The following is a 23089-nucleotide window of genomic DNA, read 5'->3' on the forward strand; positions in this document are numbered from 1 at the left end:
CCTGCTTAATCCTGGATGCCTGCCGCCATGTCGCTGACGCTCGACACCCCTACCGATGCTGAACTGCCCACTCTGGTGGAAATCTGGGAGGCGGCCGTGCGCGCCACTCACCACTTCCTGCCGGAAAGCGACCTGCAGGTGATCAAACCCTTGCTGCGCGAGCAGTATTTCCCGGCCGTGCAGCTGACCTGTGCACGCAATGAGGCGGGGCGGATCCTGGGTTTTCTCGGCACCAGCGAAGGCATGGTGGAAATGCTCTTCGTCGACCCGACCTGCCACGGCCAGGGTGTGGGCAAGCGGCTGATGCGCCATGCCATCGACGAGCTGAGCGCCACGCGGGTAGACGTCAACGAACAGAATCCGCAGGCCGTGGGCTTCTACCAGCATCTGGGTTTCGTGGTGACCGACCGCTCACGCTTGGACGGTGGTGGGCGGCCCTTCCCGATACTGCATATGTCTCTTGGCTAAACAGGCCAGGCCGCCGTGATCCCTTCCAGCGCTTGCTTGAGCTCGACCCGGCTGGCAGCCGCCGCGAGGCTGATACGTACCGCATGGCCCGGATTGGCCTCGACCGCAAACACCTCGGCTGGCACCACCTCGACGCCGTTCTGTCGGCACGCCTCGGCCAAACCAACCGGCGGCGTACCATCGAGCCACAGATGCGGTGCCACCGCCCGGCCCTGCGGCATGCGCGACCCGAGCACGCGCGCGGCCAGGCGCCAGCGCTGCTGCAGCTCGTCGATCTGCCAGGCCAGGCGCTGTTCGGCGATGCCGCTTTCGATCCACTCACAGCCCAGCGCCAGGCTCAGCGGCGTCACGGCCCAGCGCGTGGCCTGAGCCTCGGGGTCGATGCGTTCGAGCAACTCCGGCGCGCCGGCGATGAAGCCCAGGCGCAAGCCGGGCGCGACGCTCTTGGACAGGCTGCTGATCAACAGGCAGCACTCAGGTGCCTGCACCGCCAGCGGTGCCTCGCTGCCGAGCACGCCGTAGACATCGTCCTCGATGATCCATAGCCCGCGCCGCCGTGCCACCTCGGCAATGGCCGCGCGGCGCTCGGCGTCCAGGCTGGCGCCGGTGGGGTTCTGCAAACAGGGCGTGAGCACCGCCACGCGCGCCCCAGTAGCACGGGCCAGGCGGTCGAGATCGTCAGGCAGGATGCCGTGCTCGTCCATCGCCACGCCGTGTAGCGGCAGACGTAACTGGCGCGCGGCAGCCTTGATCCCCGGCGCGGTGTAGCGCTCCACCAGAATCGGCTCGCCCGCCTCGCACAGCGCCAGCAGCGCGGCCGACACGCCTTGCTGGGCACCGGCGCAGAGCAACAGGCCGCCCGGCGCCAGCTCCAGGCTGCGTCGGCGCAGCCAGCTGACGCCAGCCAGGTGCGCACGCTCGACCAGCGCAGCCGACGGATAGGCCTGCAACGCGTCCAGCTCACCACGGGCAGCCAGTGCGGCGAGGCTGGTGGAAAGGTCGTGATTGTCCGGGTCATGCACCGGCACATTGGTCGACAGGTCGATCAAGTCGCCCTGCGCGGTCGGTTGTTTGAGGCGGAACAGGCTCGCTTCACGGCTACCAGCCAGCACGTAGGTGCCGCGCCCGACCTCGCCGGAAACCAGATGCCGACGCGCCGCCTCGCGGTAGGCGAGCATCACCGTGCTCGGGTTGATGCCCAGCGTCCAGGCCAGGCGGCGCTGCGGTGGCAGGCGCTCGCCGGGCTTGAGTTCGCCACGGCCGATGGCCACAGCGATGGCCTCGACCAGTGCCAGGTAAGTCGGTAGGGAGCTGTCTTGAAGATCAGGAAGCCACATTGCTTGCCATGCAATATAAAGATTTACCCATACAATGCGCCGCACTAGCATCCGGGTCAACACCACTCGGAGTGCCTGTCATGTTCGACCTCGCCCAACTGCGCCAGAGCGCTGAACTGGTTCACCGCCACATGGCGCCAACGCCGCAACTGGCCTGGCCGCTGCTGGCGCAGCGCACGGGCTGCGAGGTCTGGGTCAAGCACGAGAACCATGCCCCGACCGCGGCCTTCAAGGTACGCGGCGGGCTGGTCTATATCGACGCCCTGCTGCGTCGCGAGCCGCAGGTACGTGGGCTGGTCACCGCCACCCGCGGTAACCACGGCCAGAGCCTGGCACTGGCGGCACGCGCCGCCGGTCTGGCGATCCGCATCCTGGTGCCGCACGGCAATGCCCGCGAGAAGAACGCGGCGATGCGCGCCCTCGGTGCCGAGGTGATCGAACATGGCCGCGACTTCGACGAAGCCCGTGCCGAAGCCGCGCGTATCGCCGAACGCGACGGCCTGCACTGGGTACCGTCACTGCACGAGGATCTGGTGCGTGGCGTAGCCACCTACGCGCTGGAGCTGCTGGAGGCGGTGCCGAACCTGCGCCGGGTGTATGTACCCATCGGCCTCGGCTCGGGCATCTGCGGGATGATCCGCACCCGCGACCTGCTTGGCCTCGACACCGAGATCATCGGCGTGGTTGCCAGCGGCGCCGACGCCTATGCACAGAGCTTCGAACAAGGTTGCCTGGTGCAGACCGAACGCGCCGACACCCTGGCCGACGGCATGGCCTGCCGCCAGCCGCAGCAGTTGGCGCTGGACATGATCCGCGCCGGCGCTGCACGCGTCGTGCGGGTCGACGACGAGGAGATCCGTACCGCCATCCGCAGCTATCACGAGGACACCCACAACCTCGCCGAAGGCGCCGGTGCAGCGGCGTTGGCTGCGCTGATGCAGGAGCGCGAGCTCAATGCCGGCCAGCGCGTAGCCGTGGTACTCAGCGGCGCCAATATCGACCGCGCAGCTCTGGCCGAACTGCTGCGTGACGAAGCGCCGGTCGCGGCCTGAGATCAGGCTTGCGGCACGGGCTCGACGAGTACCCGCGCGGACGTCTGTCGCAGCCAGCGCGACACGCCCCACTCTGCCGCGATCAGCGCCAGCAACAAGCCGAGTTGGATCAGCAGCGCGATATAGAGCGGTTTGAAGACATGACCGATCTGCTGCTTGAGCAGCCCCAGCAGAAACTCGGCGCGAAACAGCTGCTCGATGCGGGCATCCAGCACCTGATTCAGCACCTTCTCGTTGAGCCCGCTGTAGCGCGCGGTTTTCTCGACCGCCATCTCGCCAATCGCCTTGCCCAGCAAACTGGCGCGCAGGCGGTCGAGCAAGTCGAAGGCGATGCGCTCTGCGGTCGAGGCCTCGGCACGCTCGGCAGCTTCCTGCAGCCGCTCACTGCGGACGTAGTCCAGCGCCAACTGATTCAGCAACGCTTGCACGCTGACATCACGCACGGCCAATAGTCCCTGTTCCTCCTGCGCCTCGACATAGGCCTGGAAGTCGCTCCAGATGTCGTCAGCCAGTTCCTGCACCAACGGCGCGTAGCTGTCGAGATGGCGATTGATCTGCTGCTGGCTGCCATACAACAGCCCAACCTGGAAGCCGAGAAAACCACCTGCCAGCGGCAATAGCAGAAAGTAGAGTTTGAGCAGCCAGTGGTGCCAGCGGTTGTTACGCGCCAGCCAGCCCAACCGGTGCAGCTTGAGCGCCAGCAACAGGCCAACGACCGCGCCCAGCAAAAGCGCCAGACCGGTGTAGAGGAAAAGACTGAAAAAGCTGAAGGGTTCCCACAGCGCTGTGAGCAGCAGACGTGCCTGTTCCATGCGTATCGCCTCGTTCGTCCATGACGAGGGCGAGTCTAAACCAGAGCGTGGATGAGCGTCGCCGGGGCGTGGCCAGACTGTGCGTCAGGCCACGCCCTGTTTATCAGCGGAACGGCGGCTCGTCGAAACTACGCAACTTGCGCGAGTGCAACGAGTTGAGCTGGCTGCGCATCAGCTCCAGGGCCGCGATACCGATGTGCAGGTGTTGGGTCACGGCACGCTCGTAGAAGGCGCCGGCTGCGCCGGGCAGCTTGATCTCGCTGTGCAGCGGTTTGTCCGACACGCACAGCAGCGTGCCGTAGGGCACCCGCAGGCGATAGCCCTGGGCGGCGATGGTGCCGCTTTCCATGTCCACCGCCACCGCGCGTGACAGGTTGATCAGCGGGCGTTCCTGCGCCCAGCGCAGCTCCCAGTTTCGGTCGTCGTAAGTTAACACGGTACCGGTGCGCAGGCGCTTCTTCAGCTCGTCGCCCTGCTCGCCGGTTACCAGCTTGGCGGCCTCTTGCAGTGCCTGCTGCACCTCGGCCAGCGCCGGCAGGGGAATATTCGGTGGCAGCACGCGGTCGAGAATGCCGTCACGACGCATGTAGGCATGGGCCAGCACGTAGTCGCCGATGGTCTGCGATTGGCGCAGGCCGCCGCAGTGGCCGATCATCAGCCAGCAATGTGGGCGCAGCACGGCCAGGTGGTCGGTGATGTTCTTGGCATTGGACGGGCCGACACCGATATTGACCAGGGTAATGCCGTGGCCGTCCTCGGCCTGCAGGTGGTAAGCAGGCATCTGGTAGCGGTGCCAGACCACGTTCTCGATGATCGCCTGCATCTCGCCTTCGGCCATGCCGCGCTCGACCACCACGTTGCCCGGCAGCACCATGCGGGTGAAGCGCGAGTCGCCCACCAGCATGTCCAGACCATGGCGGATGAACTGGTCGACGTATCGGTGGTAGTTGGTCAGCAGAATCCATGGCTGCACGTGGCGCCAGTCGCTGCCGGTGTAGTGCTGGATGCGCTTGAGCGAGAAGTCGGTGCGCGCCGCGTCGAACAGCGCCAGCGGCAACGGGTCGATGTTTTCCCAGTCGTACAGGCCATCGGCGGTGCCGTCGGTGGCGGCAGACAGGTCGGTGCTGGGGAATACGCGCGCCAGCTCGGCGGCGGTCACGCCACTGCCGGCCAGCTCATCGCCGCCCTCGACCACGTACGGATAGGGAATATTCTGCTGGCTGCGGCCTACTTCCACACGCAGGGTGAAGTCGTTCATCAGAGGGCGCAGCTGCTCCAGCAGGTATTTGCGGAAGGCCGCCGGCTGAGTCACGGTGATCGCGTAGGTGCCCGGTATCTGCACCTTGGCGTAGGCGCGCACGGTGGTCGGCACCTCGCCCTGGCACAGGTAGGTCAGGCGCAATTCGGGGTAGCGGAACAGGCAGTGCTCGCTGGCATCGGGGCGGATGCGCTCCTTGAGGTAACGCTTGAGCGCCTGGCTCAACGCACCGGTGGCCTCCTGGTGCAAGGCGGCGAGGCGGTCGACGGCCTCTTCGGGGGTGTGGGCAATGATGAAATCATCTGAGCAGGCTTTCACTGTGCATCTTCCTGACTGAACATACGTGCCTATCTTGCCTGCATACGCTGAGGAAAACATAGCGCGGCAGGCCTCGCATCTCACTGCCAGCGACTAGGCTTGGATCAATTCGTCAGAGGTCATCTTCATGCGTCGTGCAATCGTTGTGCTGTTGGCCATCGTCCCATGCGTCAGCGCTCAGGCCGGTGAGCTCGATGGTCATTACCGGACGACGCTCGACGGCCAACCGACCGAGCTGATCCTGCGCCAGCAAGGCGAACGGGTCGAAGGGCAGTACGTGGAGAATCGCACCCTGCGCCTGGACTTCAGGGGGCGTTACGATGGCCAGGTGCTGCGCGCCGAGATCAGCGACCCGCAGTCCGGCCTGCTGCTGGCCAACATGAACGCCACCTACGCCAACGCCATGCTCAACACCAGCATTGCGGCGCGCGATCCACGCAACGGCGAGGTGCTGGAACGCCAGGCGCTGTTCCAGCGTGAAGGCGCAGCAACGGCAACAACACCGCCCGCTACAGGCGCTCAGGACCCAGCACTGGTCGGTACCTGGGTGCACGAGAAGATCATCAACAGTGGCGGCGCCAACTTCGCCTCGTTCAACACCCTGATGACCCTGCAGCTGAACGCCGACGGTAGCGTCACCCAGTGGAGCCGCTCGGCCGGCGGCGGCAGCGACTGGAGCTATGACAGCCCCGGCGAGGTGCAGTACAGCGGCCACTGGCTCAGCCAGGGCAACATGCTGATGGTGCGCCTGGCAGGCGCTGCCGACTATCAACCCGCCGCCTACTACCGCTTCAGCGACCAATACCTGGTCACCGAGAGCAATACCGGCAAGATGATCTGGCAGCGCCGCCGTTAGCGCGAGGGTCGCGCAGCGACGCCCTACTTAGTGTCCTTCTCCCCCTGGGAGAAGGTGGCGCGAAGCGTCGGATGAGGGCTGGCATGCAGCACAAGCTTCATCATCCGGGACACCTCTTACCGTATGACCGTTAGAGCGACGGGCTCAGGCCGTCTGGTGCAGGCGCACGTTGAACAGCGGACCCTGGCTGAAACGCGACAGCGCTTTGGCAGCGGCCAGTACACCCAGGTCGACCAGTGGCTCGATCAGGATCACGCTCATGTAGGCCACACCGAAGCTGCCCACGGCTGCCAGGTTCTCGCTGGAGAAGCCGTGACCGTAGAAGGCCCAGAACGCGACCCAGGCGACGATGCCGCCCTGATAGGCAGTCGATAGCGCCAGTGCCTGCCTGTAGGAAAGATCGACGTACGCGGTGCCCGGCGCAACGATGCGCTTGGCCAACAGGCTGATGCCCCACAGCGGGATCAACAGCGTGGTGACGTTCATGCCGTACTGCGGCAGGTCGAACTGGGCGAACAGCAGCCCCTGCAGCAACAGCCCCGCGGCCAGACCGATGGCGGCGGCACCGGCGCCGAACAGCAACAGCAACGTGGAGCCGAGGATCAGGTGCACCTCGGAAACGCCCACCGCATGATGCGGGAACACCTCGAAGAAGCAGAACACCAGGGCGGTGGTCAGCAGGCTGCGCAACGCCAGGGCGGCGGCACCGCCGTTGTTGCGGACGCTGTCCAGGGCAAGTTTGGCGGTCAGGCCGAAAGCGGTGACGGCCGTTGCGTAGCTGAGCAGGATCTTGGCGCCTTCGACGACACCGGGTTCGATATGCATGCGAGTTCCTTTGCCGCGCCCACCGCGCGACGATTCGGATGAAGGGTGGGCGAAACGCCCGTTGTCGATGGCAGGTCTCCTGGCTCACGGCTTGGCACTCCGCCCGCCTTCCCGACCGGAGTCAGTGGCATGAGGGCATCGTTCGCCGCTTACAGTTGCGGGGGCAGCCAGGGCATTGGCGAAATTCGCCGCACCCTGTTCCCTTTTCATCCGCGTCAGATGCATGCACGCAGAACCATCGGCGGCAAGATTACTCGTCTGCCAGGCTAAAAAACAGCGTGCCAGGCCATCCGCTCTCAGTCATCGCTCAGGCTGGCAACGTCACCACCGCCATGGTCACCGACGCCTTGCTGTACAGGCGTTTCTGGCCGTCCTCTTCAGCGAACACCTCGGCCTCGACCACCGTGGCCTGGCGCCCGGCCTTGAGTACCTCGGCGCGGCAGAACAGGCGTGCACTGCGCGCCGGACGTAGCAGGTTGACCTTGAACTCCAGAGTCAGCACCGTCTGCCCTTCGGCCACCAGCGTCGCGGCGGCGGCACCGGCCGCATGATCGGCCAGGGTGGTCTGCACGCCGGCATGGATGAAGCCGTTCTGCTGCAGGTGGCGCGGCTGGATATCCAGCTCTGCCTCGACCCAACCCGGGCCGCAGTCGGTGGCGCGAATGCCCAGGTCGTTGATGAAGTTGGCCTCGGCAAACCCTCGTTCGACCAGTTCGCGATAACGCGGATGTGCTTGCATACGGACCTCCGATCAGGCCAGGTGCGGCGTGCTGCGCGCCAGCAGCGCCTCGACGTCGACACCTCGCGGCAAGGTGCCGTAGACCCGACCACGGCCCTCCAGACGGCTGGCGATAAAAGCATCGGAGACGGTGGCGTTGCCCGCCTCCAGCAGCAGCTTGGCTTGCAGAGCAACGGCCATGTCTTCGGTGAGCTGGCGGGCGCGGTACTGGATGTCTGTAGTGTCGCTGAAATCAGCCTTGAGCCTTTGAATATGCGCCTTGAGACGGGCATCGCCATGACCATCGCCCAGTTCGGTAAACAGCGCATCGAGCACGCCGGGCTCCTTGGACAAGGCGCGCAGCACGTCCAGGCATTGCACGTTGCCCGAGCCTTCCCAGATCGAGTTGACCGGTGCTTCCCGGTACAGGCGCGGCATGATGGTTTCCTCGACGTAACCGGCGCCGCCCATGCACTCGCTGGCCTCGTAGATCATTTCCGGTGCGCGCTTGCAGATCCAGTACTTGCCCACGGCGGTGACCAGGCGCGCGAACTTGTCTTCCTGCGCGTCATGCTGATGGTCGAGCGCACGGCCCATGCGCATGCACAGCGCCAGCGCGGCTTCGCTCTCCAGCGCCAGGTCAGCCAGTACGTTCTGCATCAGCGGCTGGTCGGCGAGGAGCTTGCCGCCTACCTGGCGATGCGCGCAGTGGTGTGCGGCCTGGGTCAGCGCCTGGCGCATCAGGCTGCTGGAGCCGACCATGCAATCGAAGCGGGTCATCGCCACCATCTCGATGATGGTCGGCACGCCGCGCCCTTCCTCGCCGAGCATCCAGGCGAAGGCGCCGCGGTATTCCACCTCGCTGGAGGCGTTGGCCCAGTTGCCCAGCTTGTTCTTCAGGCGCTGGATGTAGAACTCATTGCGCGTGCCGTCCGGGCGGTGACGCGGCAGCAGGAAACACGACAGGCCCTTGTCGGTGTACGCCAGGGTGAGAAAGGCATCGCACATTGGCGCCGAGCAGAACCATTTGTGGCCCACCAGTTCGTAGCCCTGCCCCGGCCCGCCAAGGCCGATGGGATAGGCGCGGGTGGTGTTGGCACGCACATCGGTGCCGCCCTGCTTCTCGGTCATGGCCATGCCGATGGTGACGCCGGTTTTCTGCTCCATCGGCAGGTTGCGCAGGTCGTACTGGCTGGAAAGGATCTTCGGCAGCCACTGCTCGGCGACGCTGGGCTGCAGGCGAATGGCCGGCACCGCGGCGAAGGTCATGGTCAGCGGACAGCCGCTGGCCGCTTCGGCCTGGCTGTGCATGTAGGTCAGGCCCGCGCGGGCGACATGCGCGCCAGCGCGCGGATCGGTCCAGGGCAGCGACGGCAGACCGTGCTCGACCGCCGTGCGCATCAGCTCGTGGTAGGCCGGATGGAACTCCACCAGATCGATGCGGTTGCCGTAACGATCGTGGCTTTTGAACACCGGTTTGTTCTCGTTGGCGAGAAAACCGGCCTGCATCAAGGCGCCACCTGCAAGGGCCCCATAGGCGCTCAGGCGCTCGTCTGCCCAGGCACCATCGTAGCGGCGAGTCCACTCCTGCAGCGGCAGATCGAGGCGATACAGGTTGGCGCCATCCAGGCTCGGCACCTGGTTGAATACCTCGTGGGTTTCGGCATGCAGACTGGGTTTCATCGCGTGGACTCCTCGGCGCCGACGGCGCGCAGGCAGAAGGTGGCAAGGCTGGCGCTGACCTGCGCCAGTTCCAGGGTGGGTTGGCCCGCTTCACGAGCCGCGCGGGCAGGGGGCGACAAGGGGCCGACCAGCGCCTCGGCAATCGCGCCGACCAGGCAGGCCGCCGTCAGACCGATCTGCTCGACGCGAAACTCGCCGGCACCGGCGCCCTCCTCCAGCAAATCGATGAACAGTTCGGCGTAGGCCTCGCGGTAGAGCAGGCGCTGCTCATCGACTTCCGGGTCGACCGGTTCGGCGATCAGCGCGAAGGCCAGGCGGCGGCTGTGCCAGGCGCGGGCAGCGAATTGTTCGAGACCAACGCGCAGGCGCTCGCAGGCACTGCCTGGCCCGCGCAAGGCGGCGGCCAGGGCATCGACCTCACGCTGGCTGGCGTTGGCGAAGACCTCGGCGGCCAGTTCACCCTTGCTGCGAAAGTGGCGGTACAGGCTGCCGGTGGCGATACCGACATCATCGGCCAGCGCCTGCATGGTCAGGACGGCGAAACCGCCCTCGGCCACCCGCAGCAAGGCGCAATCGAGGATGCGCTGACGTTGCGCCTGATCGCGGTCGAGTCGAGCTTCAGTGATGCGATAAGCCATGGTCTGAATCCTGATTCACTTGCATGCAGTGAATCAGGATTCAGACCATGGCTAAAGGGACGATCCGGCCAAATCTGCCGCTGAATCGGGAGCGAGGTTGCTCGTAGCAAGCTGCAAGTGCGGGGACCAGCTTGCTGGCGAGCATCGATCTGACAGGCGCGAAGCATCGCCGGCAAGCCGGCTCCTACAAGGTGCAGGTCTTCTTCAATACGCCCCGCGCAGACGCGTCAGGCCGGAGCAGAACCAGCGGAAATCGTCGCCGGGCGGCACAGCACCCAGTCGTGCAGCAGCACGCGCAGCTCCTCGAATTTCACCGGTTTGGCCAGGTAATCGCTCATGCCCGCGGCCAGGCAACGCTCGCGGTCGCCGCTGTGGCTGTGCGCGGTGATCGCCAGTACCGGCAACTCGACGCAGCCAGGCAGCGCACGGATCGCCCGGCAGGTGGCGAAACCGTCCATCACCGGCATCTGGCAATCCAGCAGCACGGCATCGACGCTCTCGCCGCGCAGCAACTCCAGGGCCTCGGCGCCGTTATCGGCGGTGCGCACGCGGTAGCCCAGCTTGAGCAGCATGCCGCGGGTCACCAGTTGGTTGATCGCGTTGTCCTCGACGATCAGCACCGTGCACTGCTGCGCCTGGCGCTGCAGCGTGCCGCCCTGCGCACGCGGCGCCCGCACGACCGGCGCCACCTGCTGCTCCGGCAGGGTCAGCGGCACGTTGAGACGAAAGCGACTGCCGACACCGGGCTGCGACTCGTGACTGAGGCTGCCGCCGAGCAGATCGACCAGCTGCCGGCAGATCGCCAGGCCAATGCCCAGCCCGCCGTACTTGCGGGTCATCGAGCCGTCGAGCTGGTGGAAGCGCTGATACAGGTCGCCGTCATGAGCGAAGCCGATACCGCTGTCGCTGACCACCACGCTCAGCGGCAGGTTACTGCCCACACTGCCGACACGGCCGACCTGCAGCGCTACGCCGCCCTCGCTGGTGAACTTGATGGCATTGTCCAGCAGGTAGCCGAGGGCCTGGGCCAACTTGGCAGCGTCACCCTCCAGGGTATCGGGCAGGTTGTCATCCAGCTCCAGGGCGAAGGCCAGCCCTTTCTCCTCGGCACGCGGCGCGTACTGGGCACGCAGGCCATCGAACAGGCCGCGCAGGCTGAACGCCTCACGCCGCGGGTAGAGCTTGCCGGCCTGCAGCTCGGTGAGGGCGAGGATATCGTTGACCATGCGCATCATGTCGCGCGCGGAAGCCGCAGCGGTCTTCTGGTACTGCTCCAGCTCGATGTCCATCTTCACCGTCTGCATCAGCTCCAGCGAGCCGATCACGCCATTCATCGGCGTGCGCAGCTCATGGGTGACGGTGGCGAGGAACTCATCCTTGAAGCGGTTGCTGTCGGCCAACTCCTGGTTCAATGCTTCGAGCTTGCGCCCGGCTTCCTGCAGGATGCGCGTGCGTTCTTCCTTCATCGCGTTGATGCGATCGGCCAGTGCCAGCGACAGCAGGCCCACTTCCAGCGCCGAGCCGATCTGGCTGGCGTACATGGTGAGAAAGACGTTGGGCAGATAGCCCAGCACCATCAGCGTGTTGACGAGGCCGCCAATGAGAAAGGCGCTCCAGGCGAAGATGAAGTAGCGCGCCACGCGCATGCCACGCAGCCAGGCGAGGATGCCGGCGGCGAAGATCACCACGGTGAACAGCAGGGCCAGGTAGGTGGCCAGGCGCAGCGCCGTCGCGTAACTGATGCACAACGCCAGGACCATCACCACGGCGCCGCAGGCCATCAGCAGCAGCAACAGGCGGTCGACCCAGGGACTGTGCTCGGAGGTGTGCAGGAAACTGCGCGCGAACTGACAGCCAAACAGGGCGGCCGAACCGATCAGGAAGGGTGTCGCAGCGTTGGCCCACCAGGGGCTGTTGGGCCAGAAATACTCGATGCCGGCGCCGTTCACCGAGATCTGGTAAAGACCGAACGAGGCGATGTAGAGGATGTAATAGAGGTAGCTGGTGTCGCGGACGCTGAGGAAGATGAACAGGTTGTAGAACAGCATCACCAGCAATACGCCGTAGATGATGCCGAGCACGTAGATGCGTCCTGGCTGCTCTTCCAGGTAGGCGTTGGGCGCCCACAGGGTCAGCGGTGCCTGGATCGAACCCTGGCTTTCCAGGCGCAAATAAATGCGCTTGTCCTGATTCGGCTCGAGGTTCAACTCGAAGAGGTAGTTGTTCTGCCGAATCTGCCGACTGTCGAAGGGCAGCGCGTCGCCAGTACGTTGAGCCAAGGCAAAGCCACCCGTCTCATCCGGCAGATACAGCTCCAGGTGATCGAGCGGTGGATAGGCCAGCTCCAGCAACCAGTTGCGCGCCCCCTGCGCCTGCTGCGGCAGGTAGTGCAGGTCCAGCCGCAGCCAGAACACCGAACGCGAATAGCCGGCATTGAGCACGGGCTTGTCATGCAGGCGGAAGCTGCCTTGCACGGCCGGCGAGGCCACATCGTCGATGCTGGCGTCGCCACGCACGTCCTCGAACACGTACATGCTCTGCCCCAACGGCAGCGCACGCGTCTGTTCGTCGAAGGTAACGGCGCCCACGAGCGAGGGAAAAACGAAGCTCACGATGAGCAGGAGCAGCCGGTACATACGACTCCAGAACCCTGTCGGACGACGCCCAGGCCCCCATTAGCCCATCAGATGGCGCCGTCACGCACGGCAGACTTATATTCGAATCGCTCTACTCTAGGGGCTGTTGGGATGCTTTTCCAGATTCAGGTGGCAGTTTAAGCAGCGCGCCAGCGATGGCCTCGGCCAGGTACTGCAGGGAAAACACCCCGCCATAGGTCCAGGTCGAGGGCATCGCGGCGAAGCGCTGCTCGCGCACGAAGGGCATGGCCTGCCACAGCGGCGAGGCGAACAGCTGCGCCGCTTGGGCGAAGGGTTCGATATGCAGCACCACGCCCTGCTCGATGCGCCCCAGGGTGGTGATCGGTACCTGGGTGATGCCCCAGGGGCTCGGCGTCAGCTCCAGCGCCGACTGCAGGCCGAGCAGTGCCAGCGCATGCTGCGGCATGGAGTTGGGGCCATTGATGAAGGCAGCGGTTGGCGACGAGAAGCGAATCACCGTGACCGCTGGCAAATGCTCCCCGTAATGCGCCTGCAACCGCTGACGCCATTGCGCCAGTTCGGCATCCATCGCCTGCAGGCGCCGCTCGGCCAGTGCCTCACGCCCCAGCGAGCGCGCCAGGTCGAGAAACGCCTCGCGCTGTACCTGCTGATTGTCATGCTGCTGACTGAAGCCCTGATACACCTGTACCGGTGCGATACGCTCGAGCAGCGGGCGAATGTCTTCCAGCAACGGCGGAATGACGATCAGCTCAGGCTGCAACTCGGCCAGCAACTCGAGGTTGGGCTCCAGGCGCGAACCACTCGACGGTACGCCTGCGGGCAGCGTCGGCCGTACCACCCAGGCGCGGTAATCACCGGCATCGGCCACTGTCAGTGGCGTCACATCGAGCATCAGCAGGTGCTCGGTGGCCTCCCAACTCAAGGCCGCCACCCGTGGCGCAGCGCTGGCCCACACCGGGCTAAGCCACAGCAGCAGCGCGCCGAGCAACCAGCGGCTCATGCCAGCCGCCCGCGAATCAGCAGGAAGACGAAATAGCCGCCACACAACACCGAGGCGACGATGCCCACCGGAATCTGCAGCGGGAAGATCAGAGTGCGGCCGGCCCAGTCCGCCAGCAGCATCAGCACCGCGCCCAGCGAGGCCGCCAGTAGCAGCTGCGGCAGCACCCGGCGCGCGCCGAGCATCACCGCGATATGCGGGGCCAGCAGCCCCAGGAAGGCCACCGGTCCGAGCAGACTGGTGACCAGCGCACACAGCAGTGCCACCAGCACCAGCAACGCCAGGCGCACGCGCGGCACGTTCAGGCCACGGCTGGAGGCCACACCATCGCCGATACCGATCAACGTCAGCGCGCGCTGGAACAGCAACGCCACAGCGCCGAACAGCAGCACGCCCAGCGTCAGCCACAATGCCTGCGCCGGCGTGGCGCGATAGGTAGAGCCGGCCAGCCAGCCGAGCAGCGCGAACGAGTCCGCGCTGCCCTTGGCCAGCACGAACTGCAAAGCCGCGTTGAGCAACGCGCCGAGGGAAATTCCCAGCAGCGCCATCAACGCCGGTGAGTAGTGATGACGCCGCCCCAGCAGCATCAACACCGCCAGCACCGCCAGACTGCCAACGAAGGCCGCCAGCGGCGCGACCGCACCGAGTGCCGCGCCACCGAAGACGATCAGCGCCAGCATCACCGCCAGCGTGGCGCCAGCGGAAAGGCCGAGGATATCCGGGCTGGCCAGCGGGTTACGCAGCAGCCGCTGCAGCAGCAGACCGGAAATCGCCAGGCCGGCACCGGCCGAAGCGGCGGTTAATACACGCGGCCAGCGCAGCGACCAGACCAGCGTCGACGGCCACTGCAGACGCCAGCCATCGACACCACGCGCCAGCCCGAGCGCCACGGTCAGCGCCAACAGCGCGAGGGCCGCTACCCACAGCGCACTGCGCCAGCCGAAACGCTCGGCGCCGCGCGGCAACTGCAGGCCACGCGGGTCTTCCGCTGCCAGATGCCGGCGCGCCAACCACAACAGCACCGGCGCACCGATCAACGCGGCGGCGGCGCCACTGGGCACCAGTTGGCCGCTGAGCCGATTGGCCAGCAGCGCCAGGGCGTCGGTGCCGAGCAGCAGCAAGGCGCCGAGCAGCGTGCTGTAGAGCAGCTCGTCACGCGCCGTGCGAGCTCCGAGCATTTTTGCCATGTTCGGCGTGAGCAAACCGATGAAACCGATCAGGCCGACCGCCGTGATCGACACCGCGCACAGCCACAGCGCTGCCAGAAACAGCACCAGCATCACCGGCCACAGGGCCAGGCCACGCCCCTGGGCGGCGTCGCTGCCAAGCTGCAGCAGGCTCAACGGTCGTGGCGCCAGGATCAGTAGCGGCAGCGCCAGCAACAGCTTGGGCCACAGCCACTGCACCCAGTGCCAGTCGATCTGCGCCAGATCGCCCGCGCCCCATATGAACAACCCCTGGGCATACTGGTTGTTGATCAGCACCAGCCCGGCGGCCAGGGCGCCGAGCAACAGGTTGATGGCCATGCCACCCAGCACCAGCGGCAGCCCGCCGATGCCGCTACGCCCAGCGATCAGCAGCACCAGGCCGACTGCCAGCAGCGCGCCGAGCAGCGCGGCCCACTGCCCGTGACTGGCGGCGAAGGCCGGTACCAGCAAGGTAGCCAGCACCAGCCCGAGCCAGGCCCCGGACGAGGCGCCAATGGTCATGGGAGACACCAGGCGATTCTGCGTGATCTGCTGCAGCAGGCTGCCGGACAATCCCAGCGCAGCGCCCGTCAACAGCGCCATGCTCAGCCTGGGCAGAGCCGACAGTTGCAGCTGCAGAAAGGCGAAGCTGTGCTCGGCAGAATCGAACATCGCCCACAGTTCGAGCGGATCAAGATCAGCCGCCAGCCACAGATGCAGCAATGCCAGGGGCAGCAACGCGAGCAGCGTCAGAAGGTGGCGTGACGGCGCCGAAACAGCAGTCATGCTCAGGCCACCACGGCAATCTTGCGGGCGCTGCCGGGCTGTTCGATCAGTTCGATATCGATGTCGTAAAGCTGGCTGAGCAATGGCCCGCTGAGCAGCTCGTCCGGGCTGCCATCGAAGAAGATCCGTCCCTGCTTGAGGGCGATCACCCGGTCGGCATGCCGCGCGGTGAGGTTGATGTCGTGGAGGATGGCGACGATGCCACGCCCACTGTCGCGATTGAGCTGACGCAGCAGGCCCATCAGCTCGTACTGGTGGGCCAGGTCCAGTGCCGAGGTTGGCTCGTCGAGCAGCAGCAGCGGCGATTGCTGGGCCAGCAGCATGGCGATCCAGGCACGTTGACGCTCGCCACCGGAGAGGCTGTCGGCGAGCTGATCGGCGTAATGGGCGACATCGGTCTGCGCCAGCGCCGCGTCGACGGCGGCATGGTCCTCGGCGCGCCAACGGCCGAGCAACCCACGCCAGGGAAAGCGCCCCAGGCGCACCAGTTCGCGCACGGTCAGGCCGGCAACGTCGGGCAGGTGCTGCGGCAAGAAGGCCACGCGCTGAGCGAAGTCACGGGCAGAAAAACCGGCCAGCTCACGCTCGTCGAGTTGCAGCGTCCCTCGGGTCGGCTGCAGCTGCCGCGCCAGCAGGTTCATCAGGGTCGACTTGCCCGAGCCGTTATGGCCGAGGATCACGGTGAAGCGATCACCCTCCAGATGCAGCTCGTCCACTGCCAGCGTCACCCGCTCGCCACGGCGGACTTCGATACCACGCAGGTTCAGCATTCCTGTGCCAACTCCCCACGCAGGCGCACCAGGCGCTCGTCACGACGTAACTTCGGGCAGGTGCTGCACAACTCGCCGTCGCAACGACGAAAATGCTGGCAACAGGCCTTGCGCTCCAGGGTCAAGCAGTCGCGCCCATCCTCCAGACGCACTTCCAGCAGGTCGCTGCCACCGCGCAGCCCCAATGCCTCCAGCCAGCGCGCCGACAACCCTCGCAGTTGCTGGTTATCCAGGCTCAGTTGACGCTGCACCAGCAGCAACGCCGCCAGCACATAGTCGGCTGCCAGCCGCTGAGCCAGCTTGCCGTGGATGCTCTGCACCTGACAGAACTCGACGTGCTGACGACGCAGTAATTGTTCGAGCTGGCTGGCAGCTGGGCCGATCAGCTCATCTTCCGCGGCCTGCTGCGGACAGTGTTCGGGCAGACAGAAGCCCAGCACCACGCCGCCCTGCACCGCCTGCCCCAGGCTCGCCAAGCAGGGCATGCGCTGCGCCAGGTGCACACCGAGCAAAGTCAGGTAAATGGGTTGCCAGACCAGGTAGGTCCAGCTGCGCACCGTCCAGTAATGCGGCCCGGCTTCGGGATGAGCCTGCTGCCAGTGCCGGTAGAGCGCGGCGATACGCTGGTCGTTGCCATCACTGCCGCACACCAGCAGCTCGGCACCGGCCGCACCGATACGCCCCTGCACCCCAGGTAGGCAGCGGGAAATCACGTCGAGCAGGTGGTGAAGATCGTGCATCGCGGCGAACCCGGATAACAGAAGCAGTGCGGGGGACGAATTTAATCATCGATACGCATCTGCATCAAATTATCATTCGCCACTCAATACTCAGACCGCCTTAGGTTTGCGCACCAGCAACGGGAACAGCGCAGCGGTCAGCAGCAGGCCAACAGCACCGACCCAGAACGGCATGGCCTGGCCGTAATGGCTGACCAGCAGCCCCGCGCCATAGGCCGAGCCCATGTTGCCCAGGCACTGGAAGATGTTGATCTTGCTGAAGTCCACCGCGTAGTGCTCTGGCGAACTGAGCTCGAACAACAAGGCATCGAGGCGCACGGTGACCTGATACAGCGCCCAGCCGAACAGCACGCGGCCGAGCAGGATCAGCCACTGATCGCCGAAGCCCTGAATGAAGGTGGCTGCCGCGCCCAGCAGCAAACCGGCAAGAATACCGTCGAGGGTGTTGCCCTGCTTCGTCGCGCGGCGCCCCCACCACAGCGCCAACACGGCCACAGCGCCGGGTAGCGCATAGACGAAACCGGCGGCCATCTCGCTGTTCCAGTGCGCCACCTGCTGCCAATAGACGGCAAAGAATGGCCGGGTGACGTAACCGACGAAATAGAACAGCAGCATCACCAGGCACAGGCGGTAGATCGCCGGCAGGCTACGCGACTCATTCTTCACCGGCGCCTCTTCGCTCGCCGGGTGCTCGCCCGCTGCCGGCAGGTAGCCGCGTACCAGATGCATGCAGATGGCCATCTGGATGAAGTCGCCAGCGGCCATCACCAGGAATACGTCGCCAATGTTCATGATCTGCAGGATCAGGCCGCCCAGCGCAGCACCAAGGATCGCGCCGAAGTGCACCACCACCGACAGGGTGCCGATGGTCTGGGTGTGATTGTCCTGCTGCTGCAGGCTCATCACGTAGGGATACATCAGCAGGTAGCTGCCCTTGAACACCACCATCAGCAGCGACACCACCCAGAATAGCGGCAGCGAGTCGATGAAATAGCAGGCGGCAGTCAGGCTGCCGGCCATCAATTGCGCGCTGATCAGGATGCGCACCGGGTGCACGCGCTTGGCCAGGCGCGCCCAGAGCGGGAACACCGACATCACCACCAGGCTGACCACCGCCAGATAGAGGCCAACGTGCTGCTCCGGCGGATTGTCGAAACGCTCGGCGAAATACTGCGGATAAAAAGGAATGATCAGGTTATCGGTGATCACCGCCAGGGCGGTCATCATGATCAGGCAGGTACGCAACGTCATTGGAGGCATTCGGGCAAGGCGACAGAGCCGCGCATGATGCCATTCCCAGACCAGTTAATGCCAATACAGACGAGAATCAGAAAGGCTACCAACCGGCATGGCGTGCAGCGACTCAAGGCCTGTTAGTGATAAGCTCGCGCACCATGAAAACGCCAAACTCCCGCCCCGTAGTGCTCTGCATGTCCGGTCACGACCCCAGCGGTGGTGCCGGCCTGCAGGCCGATATCGAAGCCCTGCTGGCTCAAGGTTGCCACGCCGCCCCGACGGTGACCGCCCTGACCGTGCAGGATACCGTCAACGTCTCCGACTTCCGCGTGCTCGACCGCGACTGGGTACTGGCCCAGGCCCGTGCAGTGATCGCCGATATGCCCGTGGCCGCCGTCAAGCTGGGCATGCTCGGCTCGGTGGATATGGTCGACACCGTGCTCGAGGTGATGAGCCAGTTGCCAGGAGTACCCCTGGTCTGCGACCCGGTGTTGCGTGCAGGCGGCGGTGGCTCGCTGGGCAAGGATGACGTCGGTTATGCCATGCGCGAGCGTCTGTTCGCCGCGTCCACCATCGCCACGCCGAACCTGCCGGAAGCGCGCATCCTCGCCGAGTTGCCGGAAGGTACGGCCGACGAGTGCGCGGACAAGCTGCTGCCCCTCATTGAACACCTGCTGATCACTGGCGGCCACGGCGACGAAGCCGAAGTGCACAACCGCCTGTACAGCCGCGACGGCAGCCGTCATACCTTTACCTGCGCGCGCCTGCCGGGCAGCTATCACGGCTCCGGCTGCACCCTGGCCAGCACCCTGGCCGGTCGCCTGGCGCTGGGCGAAGAACTGGTCAGCGCGGTGAAGAGCGCCCTGGATTACACCTGGCGTACCCTGCGCGACGCCGAACAACCCGGCCACGGCCAGTACGTGCCGCGCCGTCTGCCTTTGGATTACGGCCAATGACGTCACTGCGCGGCCTCTACGCCATCACCGACACGCCGTTGCTGGCCGATGGCAAGCTGCTGCCCTACGCCGAGGCGGCGCTGATCGGCGGTGCGCGCCTGCTGCAGTACCGCGATAAATCCACTGACGCCGCACGCCGTTTCGATGAAGCCCAGGCGCTGGCCGAGCTGTGCCAACGCCACGGCGCCACGTTGATCATCAATGACGACCTGGAGCTGGCCGCGCACCTGGGCGTCGGCCTGCACCTGGGTCAGACTGATGGTTCGCTGGCCACTGCCCGCGCCCGCCTCGGCGCCGATGCCGTGATCGGCGGCACCTGCCACGCTCAGCTGGAACTGGCCGAACGCGCCGCCAACGAAGGCGCCAGCTACATCGCTTTTGGCCGCTTCTTCAACTCCAACACCAAACCCGGCGCTCCGGCTGCCACCGTGGAGCTACTGGACGAGGCGCGCGCGCGCTTTGCCCAGCCCATCGTCGCCATCGGCGGCGTGACCTTAGGCACCGCACCCAACCTGATCGCCCGCGGCGCCAGCATGATCGCCGTGATCCACGCCCTGTTCGCTGCAGACTCCGCCCTCGAGGTGGAAGACCGCGCCCGCGCCTTCGCCGCGCTGTTCAACTGATTCGTTTCCAGAGAGACCTGCCATGTCCCGTTCCGAAATTCTCTTCGCCAACGCCCAGAAGCACATCCCCGGTGGCGTCAACTCGCCGGTGCGCGCCTTCCGTAGCGTCGGCGGCACCCCGCTGTTCTTCAAGCACGCCGAAGGTGCCTATGTGGTGGACGAAGACGACAAGCGCTACGTCGACTACGTCGGTTCCTGGGGCCCGATGATCCTCGGCCACAGCCACCCGGACGTGCTCGACTCGGTGCGTCGTCAGTTGCAGCACGGCCTGTCCTACGGCGCGCCGACCGCGCTGGAAACCGAAATGGCCGAGCTGGTGTGCAGCCTGGTGCCGTCGATGGAGATGGTGCGCATGGTCAGCTCCGGCACCGAGGCGACCATGAGCGCCATCCGCCTGGCGCGTGGCTATACCGGTCGCGACAGCATCATCAAGTTCGAGGGCTGCTACCACGGTCACTCCGACAGCCTGCTGGTCAAGGCCGGCTCCGGCGCCCTGACCCAAGGCGTACCGAACTCCGCAGGCGTGCCGGCGGCCTTCGCCAAGCACACCCTGACCCTGCCGTTTAACGACATCGACGCGGTGGCCGAGTGCCTGGCGCAGGTCGGCCAAGAAGTCGCGTGCATCATCGTCGAGCCAGTGGCCGGCAACATGAACTGCGTACCGCCGGCGCCGGGCTTCCTCGAAGGCCTGCGCGAGCAGTGCGACAAACATGGCGTGGTGCTGATCTTCGACGAAGTGATGACCGGTTTCCGCGTCGCCCTCGGCGGCGCCCAGGCGCACTACGGCATCACCCCGGACCTGACCACCTTCGGCAAGATCATCGGTGGCGGCATGCCGGTAGGCTGCTTCGGCGGCAAGCGCGCAATCATGGAATGCATCGCCCCGCTCGGCCCGGTCTACCAGGCCGGCACCCTGTCGGGTAACCCGCTGGCCATGGCCGCCGGCCTGACCACCCTCAAGCTGATCAGCCGTCCGGGCTTCCACTCCGAGCTGAGCGACTACACCTCGCGCATGCTCGCGGGTCTGCAGGAGCGCGCCGATGCTACCGGCATTCCGTTCGTCACCACACAGGCAGGTGCTATGTTCGGCCTGTACTTCAGCGGTGCCGACGATATCGTCACCTTCGCCGACGTGACGGCCAGTGACAGTGCCCGCTTCAACCGTTTCTTCCATCTGATGCTGGACGGCGGTGTGTACCTGGCGCCGAGCGCCTTCGAAGCCGGCTTCACCTCCATCGCCCATGGCGACAAGGAGCTGGAAATCACCTTCGCGGCCGCCGAGCGCGCCTTCGCCGAGCTGAAAAAAGCCTGATGCAATACAGCACCGCCTTCAGTGATGCGTTGCTGGCACTGGCTTGCGCTGCCTGTGCCTGGCTGATCGGTCGGGCACGCGGGCGCTACGGTGAGGGCGACCAGCCGGCACTGTTCTGCGCCTTGCTCGGCTTTCTGCTGCCTGCCGCAGCTGCCAGCGTCGGCGTGATTCGCTACGGCTTCGACCCCAGCTGGCAGCCCGCACACCTGTGGCTCTCGCAGGCCAGCAGCTTTCTCGGCCTGCCCCTGCTCGGCGCCGCGGCATTGGCGTTGGGCCGTGGCTGGGCCTGGAGCAGGCCTAATTGGGGGCGCATCCTGCTCGGGCTGTGCGCGTTCTTCGAGCTGTTCCGCCAGCTTGGCTACCTGGAGGACTACCGCCTGGCGCTGAACCTGGCCACGCTGGTGCTGATCCTCTATACCGGCGCCGTGCAGTGGCCACGCCGCGCCCCTGCAATCAGTGCAGCCGTGGTAGTGGGCCTGTTCCTGCTGGCCGGCGTGGCGGTCGGCACCGACGGTGTGATCGGACCACTGCGCCGCATTGACCTGTTCCACGTGCTGCTGACACCAGCGTACCCGCTGCTGGCCTGGCTACTGCTGAGCCTGCCGGGAAGTGCGAAGAAACAGGCTTTGTAACAACCGCCCGGTTTATTCCATAATGCGACGGTCGGCACGTTTTGCGCCGACCGGGCACGTCACCCGCCCTGAATTGCCGAGGTCCCGTTATCCAGATGAACCGCACCGGCCGCACCCTGTCCCTGGGCTGCCTGTTGCTTTTCCTCCCGCTGTTTGCGTTTGCAGGCGGCAATTCCCTGCTGATCCCCGCTAGCGGCAGCTGCACCCTGAACGCCTCCCCCGAAGAAATGCCCGACGCCCTGGCCAGCTGCCAGGAGATGGCGCGCGCCGGCAACATGCAGGCGGCCTATGAGCTGGGTGAGTACTACTACGACGGCAAACACACCCCACGTGATCTCAAGCAGGCCCTGACCTGGTTCGAACGCGCCTCGCTGCAGGGCCACGCCGAAGCGCAACTGCGTCTGGGCACCATGTTCTTCCGTGGTGAAGGCGTACCGGCCAACAACGTGCAGGCCTACATCGTATTGAAGATGGCATCGGTCAATGGCTCGGACGAAGCCATGGACAGCGCCGACCTGGTATCGGCGCAGATGCGTCGTGATGAACTGGAAATCGCCAGCCAGGTGCTGGGGCAGATCTTCCGCAGCTACCTGCTGGAGCTACAGACCGCCGAAGGTCGCTCGCCCTTCTCGCCGCTGCCTTAAAGGTAGCGTCAGGCGTATGGAGAGCCGGGCGGCGATCCGCCTCAGCCGTAGGGTGGGCTTCAGCCCACCAAGTAGTTTCTCGATACTGCTGGTGGGCTGAAGCCCACCCTAGCTAGCTATGATGTCGCTCACTTGTCCGGCATCGGCATGGGGAACGGCATCACGTTGCCGCCGCCCTTGGCTTCGCTGATCTTCGCCGTACCCAGGCGTTCCACTTCGTCGATGCGGATGATCGCGTGCATCGGCACGAAGCTGCGCACCACGCCCTCGAACTGCGCCTTGAGCTTCTCCTCGCTGGGGTCGACCACCAATTGGCTGCGCTCGCCGAAGACGAACTCTTCCACCTCCAGAAAGCCCCACAGATCGCTTTGATAGATCTGCTTGGCATACATCTCGTACACCTGGCCCTGGTTGAGGAAAATCACCTTATAGATGGGATCGCGCTTGCTCATGAAGACTCGAAATCAGGAAAAACGGGGCGCGCAGGATAGCACAGCGCCGCAAACGTAGACCCGATGCAATCCGGAGAAGGACGGCGCAAGGCCCCGGATTGCATCCGGGCTACGGGAACTGAGCGGTAGCATCCCCCTTGGCACACGCCTATAATGCGCGGTCATTTT

The 23089-nt window shown here is 65.5% G+C and carries 22 protein-coding genes and 1 riboswitch; of the genes, 8 read left to right on the forward strand and 14 right to left on the reverse strand.

Going from position 1 to position 23089, the window contains the following annotated elements; translation table 11 throughout:
* The first annotated feature begins 27 nt into the window (after positions 1–27).
* Positions 28–468 carry an acetyltransferase gene (locus BM059_RS24265; protein ID WP_074941655.1) on the forward strand — a complete coding sequence of 147 codons (441 nt, stop codon included), beginning with the start codon at positions 28–30 and terminating at the stop codon, positions 466–468.
* Here BM059_RS24265 and BM059_RS24270 read toward each other — a convergent pair.
* On the reverse strand, positions 465–1805 hold the full coding sequence (locus BM059_RS24270; RefSeq protein ID WP_074941656.1) for an aminotransferase-like domain-containing protein: 1341 nt from the start codon (positions 1803–1805) through the stop codon (positions 465–467). The genes BM059_RS24265 and BM059_RS24270 overlap by 4 nt on opposite strands.
* Before the next feature lie 80 nt (positions 1806–1885).
* Here BM059_RS24270 and BM059_RS24275 point away from each other — a divergent pair, with 80 nt between their 5' ends.
* A complete protein-coding gene (locus BM059_RS24275) occupies positions 1886–2857 on the forward strand; it encodes a threonine dehydratase (protein ID WP_074941657.1) in 972 nt (323 codons plus the stop codon).
* Positions 2858–2859: 2 nt separating this feature from the next.
* Here BM059_RS24275 and BM059_RS24280 read toward each other — a convergent pair whose 3' ends face one another.
* Entirely contained in the window at positions 2860–3669 is an 810-nt protein-coding gene (locus tag BM059_RS24280) for a hypothetical protein (RefSeq protein ID WP_074941658.1), read from the reverse strand.
* 103 nt (positions 3670–3772) lie between these two features.
* A complete protein-coding gene (amn, locus tag BM059_RS24285) occupies positions 3773–5245 on the reverse strand; it encodes an AMP nucleosidase (RefSeq protein ID WP_036998210.1) in 1473 nt (490 codons plus the stop codon).
* A gap of 127 nt (positions 5246–5372) precedes the next feature.
* On the opposite strand from amn, the gene BM059_RS24290 reads away from it, so the two are divergent.
* Positions 5373–6101 carry a hypothetical protein gene (locus tag BM059_RS24290; protein WP_036998212.1) on the forward strand — a complete coding sequence of 243 codons (729 nt, stop codon included), beginning with the start codon at positions 5373–5375 and terminating at the stop codon, positions 6099–6101.
* 144 nt (positions 6102–6245) lie between these two features.
* Here BM059_RS24290 and BM059_RS24295 read toward each other — a convergent pair whose 3' ends face one another.
* From BM059_RS24295 to BM059_RS24340, 10 genes are all read right to left on the reverse strand, one after another.
* Complete coding sequence (locus BM059_RS24295) at positions 6246–6926, reverse strand: energy-coupling factor ABC transporter permease (protein ID WP_074941659.1); 681 nt, start codon at positions 6924–6926, stop codon at positions 6246–6248.
* Between the two features lie 52 nt (positions 6927–6978).
* Positions 6979–7181, reverse strand: a riboswitch (cobalamin riboswitch).
* Between the two features lie 52 nt (positions 7182–7233).
* Positions 7234–7665: a PaaI family thioesterase gene (locus tag BM059_RS24300; protein ID WP_074941660.1), complete on the reverse strand. Its 432-nt coding sequence runs from the start codon at positions 7663–7665 to the stop codon at positions 7234–7236.
* Positions 7666–7677: 12 nt separating this feature from the next.
* The gene (locus BM059_RS24305) at positions 7678–9327 is read right to left on the reverse strand and encodes an acyl-CoA dehydrogenase family protein (RefSeq protein ID WP_074941661.1); all 1650 of its coding nucleotides are present in this window, start codon (positions 9325–9327) and stop codon (positions 7678–7680) included.
* The gene (locus tag BM059_RS24310; protein ID WP_074941662.1) at positions 9324–9965 is read right to left on the reverse strand and encodes a TetR/AcrR family transcriptional regulator; all 642 of its coding nucleotides are present in this window, start codon (positions 9963–9965) and stop codon (positions 9324–9326) included. The genes BM059_RS24305 and BM059_RS24310 overlap by 4 nt, the downstream gene beginning before the upstream one ends.
* A 227-nt stretch (positions 9966–10192) precedes the next feature.
* The gene (locus BM059_RS24315; RefSeq protein WP_074941663.1) at positions 10193–12601 is read right to left on the reverse strand and encodes a hybrid sensor histidine kinase/response regulator; all 2409 of its coding nucleotides are present in this window, start codon (positions 12599–12601) and stop codon (positions 10193–10195) included.
* A gap of 91 nt (positions 12602–12692) precedes the next feature.
* Entirely contained in the window at positions 12693–13583 is an 891-nt protein-coding gene (locus BM059_RS24320) for an ABC transporter substrate-binding protein (RefSeq protein ID WP_074941664.1), read from the reverse strand.
* Positions 13580–15556, reverse strand: coding sequence for a Fe(3+)-hydroxamate ABC transporter permease FhuB (gene fhuB / locus BM059_RS24325; protein WP_074941665.1), 1977 nt, complete (start codon positions 15554–15556; stop codon positions 13580–13582). Before fhuB ends, BM059_RS24320 begins: the two co-directional genes overlap by 4 nt.
* Before the next feature lie 2 nt (positions 15557–15558).
* The gene (locus BM059_RS24330) at positions 15559–16326 is read right to left on the reverse strand and encodes an ABC transporter ATP-binding protein (protein WP_036998223.1); all 768 of its coding nucleotides are present in this window, start codon (positions 16324–16326) and stop codon (positions 15559–15561) included.
* Positions 16320–17066: a siderophore ferric iron reductase gene (locus BM059_RS24335; protein WP_074941666.1), complete on the reverse strand. Its 747-nt coding sequence runs from the start codon at positions 17064–17066 to the stop codon at positions 16320–16322. Before BM059_RS24335 ends, BM059_RS24330 begins: the two co-directional genes overlap by 7 nt.
* Before the next feature lie 90 nt (positions 17067–17156).
* Entirely contained in the window at positions 17157–18317 is a 1161-nt protein-coding gene (locus tag BM059_RS24340; protein ID WP_074941667.1) for an MFS transporter, read from the reverse strand.
* 143 nt (positions 18318–18460) lie between these two features.
* Here BM059_RS24340 and BM059_RS24345 point away from each other — a divergent pair, with 143 nt between their 5' ends.
* From BM059_RS24345 to BM059_RS24365, 5 genes are all read left to right on the forward strand, one after another.
* Positions 18461–19258 (forward strand): hydroxymethylpyrimidine/phosphomethylpyrimidine kinase, encoded by a 798-nt coding sequence (locus tag BM059_RS24345; protein WP_167364600.1) that lies wholly within the window; start codon positions 18461–18463, stop codon positions 19256–19258.
* Positions 19255–19881 carry a thiamine phosphate synthase gene (gene thiE, locus BM059_RS24350; protein ID WP_074941669.1) on the forward strand — a complete coding sequence of 209 codons (627 nt, stop codon included), beginning with the start codon at positions 19255–19257 and terminating at the stop codon, positions 19879–19881. The genes BM059_RS24345 and thiE overlap by 4 nt, the downstream gene beginning before the upstream one ends.
* Positions 19882–19903: 22 nt before the next feature.
* Positions 19904–21193, forward strand: coding sequence for a glutamate-1-semialdehyde 2,1-aminomutase (gene hemL / locus BM059_RS24355; protein ID WP_074941670.1), 1290 nt, complete (start codon positions 19904–19906; stop codon positions 21191–21193).
* Entirely contained in the window at positions 21193–21825 is a 633-nt protein-coding gene (locus BM059_RS24360; RefSeq protein WP_074941671.1) for a DUF6962 family protein, read from the forward strand. Before hemL ends, BM059_RS24360 begins: the two co-directional genes overlap by 1 nt.
* 95 nt (positions 21826–21920) lie before the next feature.
* Positions 21921–22469, forward strand: coding sequence for a tetratricopeptide repeat protein (locus tag BM059_RS24365; RefSeq protein WP_074941672.1), 549 nt, complete (start codon positions 21921–21923; stop codon positions 22467–22469).
* Between the two features lie 128 nt (positions 22470–22597).
* On the opposite strand, the gene BM059_RS24370 is transcribed toward BM059_RS24365, so the two are convergent.
* On the reverse strand, positions 22598–22921 hold the full coding sequence (locus BM059_RS24370) for a DUF1820 family protein (RefSeq protein WP_013717157.1): 324 nt from the start codon (positions 22919–22921) through the stop codon (positions 22598–22600).
* Positions 22922–23089 lie beyond the last annotated feature (168 nt).

Source organism: Ectopseudomonas composti (assembly GCF_900115475.1).
Lineage (GTDB): Bacteria > Pseudomonadota > Gammaproteobacteria > Pseudomonadales > Pseudomonadaceae > Aquipseudomonas > Aquipseudomonas composti.

Bases quoted from the DNA above. Each gene is read 5' to 3' on its own strand.
- BM059_RS24265 (WP_074941655.1), top strand. From the start codon at position 28: ATGTCGCTGACGCTCGACACCCCTACCGATGCTGAACTGCCCACTCTG.
- BM059_RS24270 (WP_074941656.1), bottom strand. From the start codon at position 1,805: ATGTGGCTTCCTGATCTTCAAGACAGCTCCCTACCGACTTACCTGGCA.
- BM059_RS24275 (WP_074941657.1), top strand. From the start codon at position 1,886: ATGTTCGACCTCGCCCAACTGCGCCAGAGCGCTGAACTGGTTCACCGC.
- BM059_RS24280 (WP_074941658.1), bottom strand. From the start codon at position 3,669: ATGGAACAGGCACGTCTGCTGCTCACAGCGCTGTGGGAACCCTTCAGC.
- BM059_RS24290 (WP_036998212.1), top strand. From the start codon at position 5,373: ATGCGTCGTGCAATCGTTGTGCTGTTGGCCATCGTCCCATGCGTCAGC.
- BM059_RS24295 (WP_074941659.1), bottom strand. From the start codon at position 6,926: ATGCATATCGAACCCGGTGTCGTCGAAGGCGCCAAGATCCTGCTCAGC.
- BM059_RS24300 (WP_074941660.1), bottom strand. From the start codon at position 7,665: ATGCAAGCACATCCGCGTTATCGCGAACTGGTCGAACGAGGGTTTGCC.
- BM059_RS24305 (WP_074941661.1), bottom strand. From the start codon at position 9,327: ATGAAACCCAGTCTGCATGCCGAAACCCACGAGGTATTCAACCAGGTG.
- BM059_RS24310 (WP_074941662.1), bottom strand. From the start codon at position 9,965: ATGGCTTATCGCATCACTGAAGCTCGACTCGACCGCGATCAGGCGCAA.
- BM059_RS24315 (WP_074941663.1), bottom strand. From the start codon at position 12,601: ATGTACCGGCTGCTCCTGCTCATCGTGAGCTTCGTTTTTCCCTCGCTC.
- BM059_RS24320 (WP_074941664.1), bottom strand. From the start codon at position 13,583: ATGAGCCGCTGGTTGCTCGGCGCGCTGCTGCTGTGGCTTAGCCCGGTG.
- fhuB (WP_074941665.1), bottom strand. From the start codon at position 15,556: ATGACTGCTGTTTCGGCGCCGTCACGCCACCTTCTGACGCTGCTCGCG.
- BM059_RS24330 (WP_036998223.1), bottom strand. From the start codon at position 16,326: ATGCTGAACCTGCGTGGTATCGAAGTCCGCCGTGGCGAGCGGGTGACG.
- BM059_RS24335 (WP_074941666.1), bottom strand. From the start codon at position 17,066: ATGCACGATCTTCACCACCTGCTCGACGTGATTTCCCGCTGCCTACCT.
- BM059_RS24340 (WP_074941667.1), bottom strand. From the start codon at position 18,317: ATGACGTTGCGTACCTGCCTGATCATGATGACCGCCCTGGCGGTGATC.
- BM059_RS24345 (WP_167364600.1), top strand. From the start codon at position 18,461: ATGAAAACGCCAAACTCCCGCCCCGTAGTGCTCTGCATGTCCGGTCAC.
- thiE (WP_074941669.1), top strand. From the start codon at position 19,255: ATGACGTCACTGCGCGGCCTCTACGCCATCACCGACACGCCGTTGCTG.
- hemL (WP_074941670.1), top strand. From the start codon at position 19,904: ATGTCCCGTTCCGAAATTCTCTTCGCCAACGCCCAGAAGCACATCCCC.
- BM059_RS24360 (WP_074941671.1), top strand. From the start codon at position 21,193: ATGCAATACAGCACCGCCTTCAGTGATGCGTTGCTGGCACTGGCTTGC.
- BM059_RS24365 (WP_074941672.1), top strand. From the start codon at position 21,921: ATGAACCGCACCGGCCGCACCCTGTCCCTGGGCTGCCTGTTGCTTTTC.
- BM059_RS24370 (WP_013717157.1), bottom strand. From the start codon at position 22,921: ATGAGCAAGCGCGATCCCATCTATAAGGTGATTTTCCTCAACCAGGGC.